Genomic DNA, 5,143 nt, shown 5'->3' with positions numbered 1-5,143 from the left:
TTCTTCCAATCGTTACGAATATTTTGTGGTTCCCTACCGCTGGTGGGGAAGCCTCCTTAAAAAAGTCCTAACACTCTCCAATTCAGGCTAATTCTTGCGGAATAAACATCTAATTTCTTATTGATAACCTTGAATTCAAGGGAATTATGAAAAGGGTTATCGCTCCAAAGAGCGTAGGCTTTTTTAGCCTGCTCTTGCACAGATAAAGGAAGTTTTTCAAAGGATTTTTTAAATTGAGATGAGCGATAAGATTTTATCTGTTCCATCCACCCTTCTCTGTTTTCTCTGCGCTGTGTTCAATATCCACTTGAGCAACCATAGCTTCCAACCATGCTTGAGATTGCTCACTTTCGACTAAGTTCGCCCATTCCTGGCTATTCACTTCATTAGCTTTTGATTCAAGCATTTTTTCAAATTCTTGAATCAATCCTTGTACTATCTCACTGGGTAAAGTTTCAGGTATGTGAATGGTCGCTGTATTCATAAATGCTCCTGTGTGATACCGCGGTGTTTGCATTCATCGAGAATGGTCTCCAGGGATTCCTCGATCCGGTGGTTGTATCCAATCAACGACAGCCACCGTTCGGATTGTGGTCCGTCGTAATGAATGACCAAATTGTCATTTAAAAGCGATGCTGGAAAGGTATGGGTTCCGCGACTCCACCATATCATCAACGTGGCCAGGGACAAATCGGATATTGGAGGCCGTAACTTCTTGTGTGTCCGCTTATCTTTCATAATTATCTCTCAATTGCCAGTGTTTTCTCCCGGCTATTCACTTTCATGATATCCCTTCAGGCGCGAATTCATTGCCTGTCAATTTCCGTATCACCGGGTAGTGACAATGAAAATGGCCACAAACCTTCTAAAAATTGAATTGGATCAATCCTTATGCTTTCTGGACTTCAGAAAATGTCCTATAATGGGGTTGCATGAATCATAACTGAAGTCTGGCAGATGCTCTCCGAAAAAAGTCAAATGAGAGAAAAGTGCCCCTCACGCTCTCAAAACCTCATGGCAAAAAAATCAAAGAACCCGAAACTCAAGCCCCCAAACAACAGATAAGACGAAGTATCGAATCCTCAACTGGAAAGAGTATAATACGGCTCTGATGAAGCAGGGAGGCCTGACCTTCTGGTTCGATGAATCCGTAGTTGCGGGGTGGTACAATTAAAAGAAGAAGGGAAAGAAGGGAGCTGATTATTATTAGGATATAGCGATTTCTTGTGGGTTGATCCTGCGAGAGGTCTTCCATTTAGCACTCCGACAGACTCAGGGCCTGGTATCTTCTCTCATGGACCTCCTTAAAACGGAATTCCTCCTCAAATGCGTGGCTTTAAACAAAATGACTCAAATTGGAATGCCCTTGAGTCATCAAATGTTCTGAGTTCTAAGAAATGAAGGGACACTCATTCTCTTTTTGGCATTCATGCAACAACGCCGTCGGGACTCTTTGTGCTTTGTTCTATCAATTTCGGTGTTGGAGGTGACAAAGCCTTTGATACGGCGATGCCAAGCCCCAGACTATAGAAAAAAAGTGCAGATGGCATTCCAAAATGGAACAGGAATACGCCACCAATCAGGATGCTCCCGGGTAAGAACGAAAGCCGCAGAGTACTGTCCATGTTTTTATTAAAGCTGTCTGCGATGGTAAATGCATCACTCAGGTGAATCAGGGATTCGCCCATTAAAATGATTTGTGCACTGTCAGTAGCAAGATCAGTAGCGCCCCTAAAAGAAATTGACACATCTGCCTGACGTAAGGCAATGGCATCATTTATTCCGTCTCCAATGTAACAGACTTTTCTTCCCTGCTGCTGAAGTTTTTTTATGATGTCAGCCTTTTCAGTCGGTAATATTTGAAAATAGTAATCGTCCACACCTAGACGTTTTGCCAAATACTGTGTTGGTTCGGCATTATCACCGGACAGAATGCATAACTTTAATTTACGATTGTGGAGTTGTTCAATCAGAAACGTAACCTCCTGGCGTAATTGAGATTGTAGATCAATTACACCAATTAATTTCATATTGACAGCAACCATGATGGTAGAAAATCCTTCTGAGTGGCTGTGCTTTTGTATATTTAAAATACTGTCTGGAATCTCAATGTTGGCTTGTTGTAGGTAGTGCAAACTGCCTACGTCTATGATTTCGTCATGCAATCGGGCGTGAATTCCAAACCCAATGCAATAATCTGTGCTGTCAGGCATGGGCAGGATTAAATTTAAATCGCGAGCAAAAGCCAATATGGCTTTTGCGATTGGATGCGGTTGACGCTGTTCTGCAACTCCTGCATAAAAGAGAACCTGTTCCTTTGTCCAGTTATCGCAGCAATAAATCTGGTTGATCTCTGGAGATTCCAAGGTCAACGTACCTGTTTTATCAAAAATGACGGTGTCAATATGACTCAATGCCTCTAAGGCTCGGCCTTCCTTGACGAGAATTCCATGTTCCGATGCCATATTGAGATGACTTAACATGCTAAGTGGTCCAGAAATAAACGTCAATGAGCCAAAGCCACTGTTCATGATGGCTACAGCTCCACTGGCGCCTACTGTGGCCAAGGCTAATCCACTGGCTGCCAGCACTGGCAGGGTAAGTTTATCCGCCATTTGTTCGCTACGAGCTTCGTGTTCAATTCGGAAATGAGTGGCGTTCTTGATGATTGTGGCAATGCGAGCAGAGGCAGTCTGGTGTCCTGATTTCTCAACGCGAATATACAGCCGTCCTGTCAATATCAGAGTATTGGCAAAAACGGGATCTCCAGCGCATTTTTCTACGGGTTGAGATTCTCCTGTCAATATATGTTGATCTAGGATTGCGAAGCCTTCATCAATATACCCATCCACTGGAATGGTTTGCCCGGCTATAACTATGATGATGTCGCCAGGCCTTAATTCTGTGAAAGGAATTTCGGTTTCAAGCTGGCCCATTTTGATCCACACGGACGTTGGTGGGCGTATTTCAAAGGTATTTTGTAATACCTCCTGAATTCGGGCTTCACTGCGAGCTGATATTTTGAATGCCAAAAACATCACTAGGGTCACCAGGTTGGTGGTGACATAAAAGCCTGCATATAAACCTGTTACAATAGGTAATATTGCAAAAAGCCGGTATTTCAGCTTTTTCTCTTTCCGCATTTTGAGAAAACTGTCGCGCATAAACGGTGCGGTGAGATACAGCAGACTCAATGCACTCAGAAAGGACAAGGGTGGATAAAAAATCGCACCAGCTATGGCCAGACCCGTGCTGGGAACCGTTAAACAGAGTTGGCGATTGATTTCTTGTTCTGACTCGCTAACGGAGTGCTGGTAAGTCTGTATTTGATTCTGACGTTCCTGATTGTTGAATAATGGATCAATGTGCCTTTGAACAAAGGTTTGGCAATAATCGCCTATTCTGTCCAAGACACTTTTCTCATCTGGCGTGCTATTTTTGTTTTTATGGTTTCGTAAGCCAACTAATATGGCGCCACCGGCCAAAACAAGAGGGATAAGTGGGATCATGATGGATGAGCTCGTTTAAAAAGACTGACACTGTACAAAAATCCTTTATCAAACCATTGATCCAGAATTTTTAAACCACATGTGCTTGCCAGTTGCTCGATATCCTGGACACTATATTTATAACTGCTATGCACGCGAATTAGTTCATCTTTGGCAAAGGAAACCGTCAAGTCAACCTCGGAGAGATAAACGATCTGATGGCACAGGCTCTGTAATGCAATATCAATTGAGCCTGTGCCAATATTGTATTTGCAGTGATATTGAAACAGGCTTAAATCAAAATTACCACCCAATTGATTATTGATTCTTGCAAGGCCATTTAAGGCCAGATTCGATGAAAGTTTGTGGATTGGTGAATTGGGTTGGTGCCCATAGGCACTTTCAATGACGTCAGTATCTTTTTTCAGGTCTATTCCCAGCAAAATGTAGTCATCATCACTCATGAAATCTACAATGAAATTTTTAATAAATTCTGCGGCCTGCTGGTGAGGCAGATGTCCTATATCTGATCCAAGCCAAAGAATGAACTTTGGCTCCGAAATGTTGCTGGTTATCTCTTTTATTCCTTTGTGGTAATCTGCGACCACTCCTTGTATCACAAGTTCTGGATAATCTGCCTTAAGTTTTTTTATGTTTTCTCGTAAATATTCTCCTGCGATATCGACAGGAACAAATAACGATTTTCCTTGTTTTTTGATCAAGGCATCAAGCAAACTTCTAGTTTTTTCAGCGCACCCGCTACCAAGTTCTATCAGAACTGATCCTTGATGTATGTGTGCTACTATCTCGTCTGCATTTTCTGCTAATATGTTTAGCTCGCAATGGGCTAGGTAGTAATCTTTATTTTTTGTTATTTTTTCGAAAATGGAAGACCCTGTTGAGTCATATAAGTATTTTACAGGAAAATTCTTCTCTGATGATTTAAGACCTTCACATATATCCAAGGCAAAATTATTATAATACATTGTTCTCGATCAAGAATAGGAAGCCCTTTGGTAAAAAATAGTATATTTACCTTATTGCGGTTTAAGATACTGATAATATTTTGATGATTTTTTAGTTTTCTCATTTTGAATGAGAAAATGAAACATGTTGAGCATATTTTAAATGCAGACTAAGTAGGTCGATAATATATTCTTTTTGAAATCAACAGCTTGGCTAGATGATTCTTTTTGTGGAGGTCAAATCAAGCTGGAATCAGGTTCTTCCCGATCATTTCCAACGTATCCAGCGTCCAAAACCGTGAGGGTTCTGGACGCCGGAGGCCACAATATTCCCTAACTATGGTGCTTTAATAAGCTATAGTTCCCCCAATTGTCTAGATAATTTTTCACGGTATCTCCCGCATTCATCCCACGAGCTTTAGCCGTGGGATGAATGCGGGTTAGGGGTACCCCTTCCAGGCGATAAAATAAAGATCTTCCGTTATGGTTTCATTTCACACATAAAAAGGAACACAAATCGCTGGATTGTTACAGAGCAGTGATGGTAATTCAGCTCTTGTCAGGGCATCTCTCTGAGAGATCCTTTAAGGAAAACGGAATAATTCAGAATGGTGAAAGATTTTTGATCTGATACTCAGCAGAAGTGTTTCACGAAAATCAAAGCAAAATATAGGGATTCTATGAGACCGA

General features: G+C 41.6%; 6 protein-coding genes. 1 reads left to right on the top strand and 5 read right to left on the bottom strand.

Features of this window, described 5'->3' with window-relative positions; genetic code table 11:
• Nucleotides 1-56 precede the first annotated feature (56 nt).
• The 3 genes from HQK80_15230 to HQK80_15220 all read right to left on the bottom strand — a co-directional run bounded on the left by HQK80_15230 (nt 57) and on the right by HQK80_15220 (nt 1,255).
• Nucleotides 57-266, bottom strand: a complete 210-nt coding sequence (locus HQK80_15230; GenBank protein ID MBF0223545.1) for a hypothetical protein — start codon at nt 264-266, stop codon at nt 57-59.
• Nucleotides 254-484, bottom strand: coding sequence for a hypothetical protein (locus HQK80_15225; protein MBF0223544.1), 231 nt, complete (start codon nt 482-484; stop codon nt 254-256). The genes HQK80_15230 and HQK80_15225 overlap by 13 nt, the downstream gene beginning before the upstream one ends.
• Nucleotides 485-1,042: 558 nt before the next feature.
• Nucleotides 1,043-1,255: a hypothetical protein gene (locus HQK80_15220; GenBank protein MBF0223543.1), complete on the bottom strand. Its 213-nt coding sequence runs from the start codon at nt 1,253-1,255 to the stop codon at nt 1,043-1,045.
• Here HQK80_15220 and HQK80_15215 point away from each other — a divergent pair.
• A complete protein-coding gene (locus tag HQK80_15215; GenBank protein MBF0223542.1) occupies nt 1,232-1,387 on the top strand; it encodes a transposase in 156 nt (51 codons plus the stop codon). The genes HQK80_15220 and HQK80_15215 overlap by 24 nt on opposite strands.
• Nucleotides 1,388-1,427: 40 nt before the next feature.
• Here the strand turns inward: HQK80_15215 and HQK80_15210 are convergent, their stop codons facing one another.
• Nucleotides 1,428-3,485 carry a heavy metal translocating P-type ATPase gene (locus tag HQK80_15210; GenBank protein MBF0223541.1) on the bottom strand — a complete coding sequence of 686 codons (2,058 nt, stop codon included), beginning with the start codon at nt 3,483-3,485 and terminating at the stop codon, nt 1,428-1,430.
• A gap of 20 nt (nt 3,486-3,505) precedes the next feature.
• Nucleotides 3,506-4,474 (bottom strand): L-histidine N(alpha)-methyltransferase, encoded by a 969-nt coding sequence (locus HQK80_15205; GenBank protein MBF0223540.1) that lies wholly within the window; start codon nt 4,472-4,474, stop codon nt 3,506-3,508.
• Between the last annotated feature and the right edge of the window lie 669 nt (nt 4,475-5,143).

It is taken from the genome of Desulfobulbaceae bacterium (assembly GCA_015231515.1).
In the GTDB taxonomy this organism is placed as follows: Bacteria; Desulfobacterota; Desulfobulbia; order Desulfobulbales; family VMSU01; genus JADGBM01.
The sequence above is the reverse complement of the archived record's forward strand: the minus strand, read 5'-3'. Positions and strand labels throughout refer to the sequence as shown.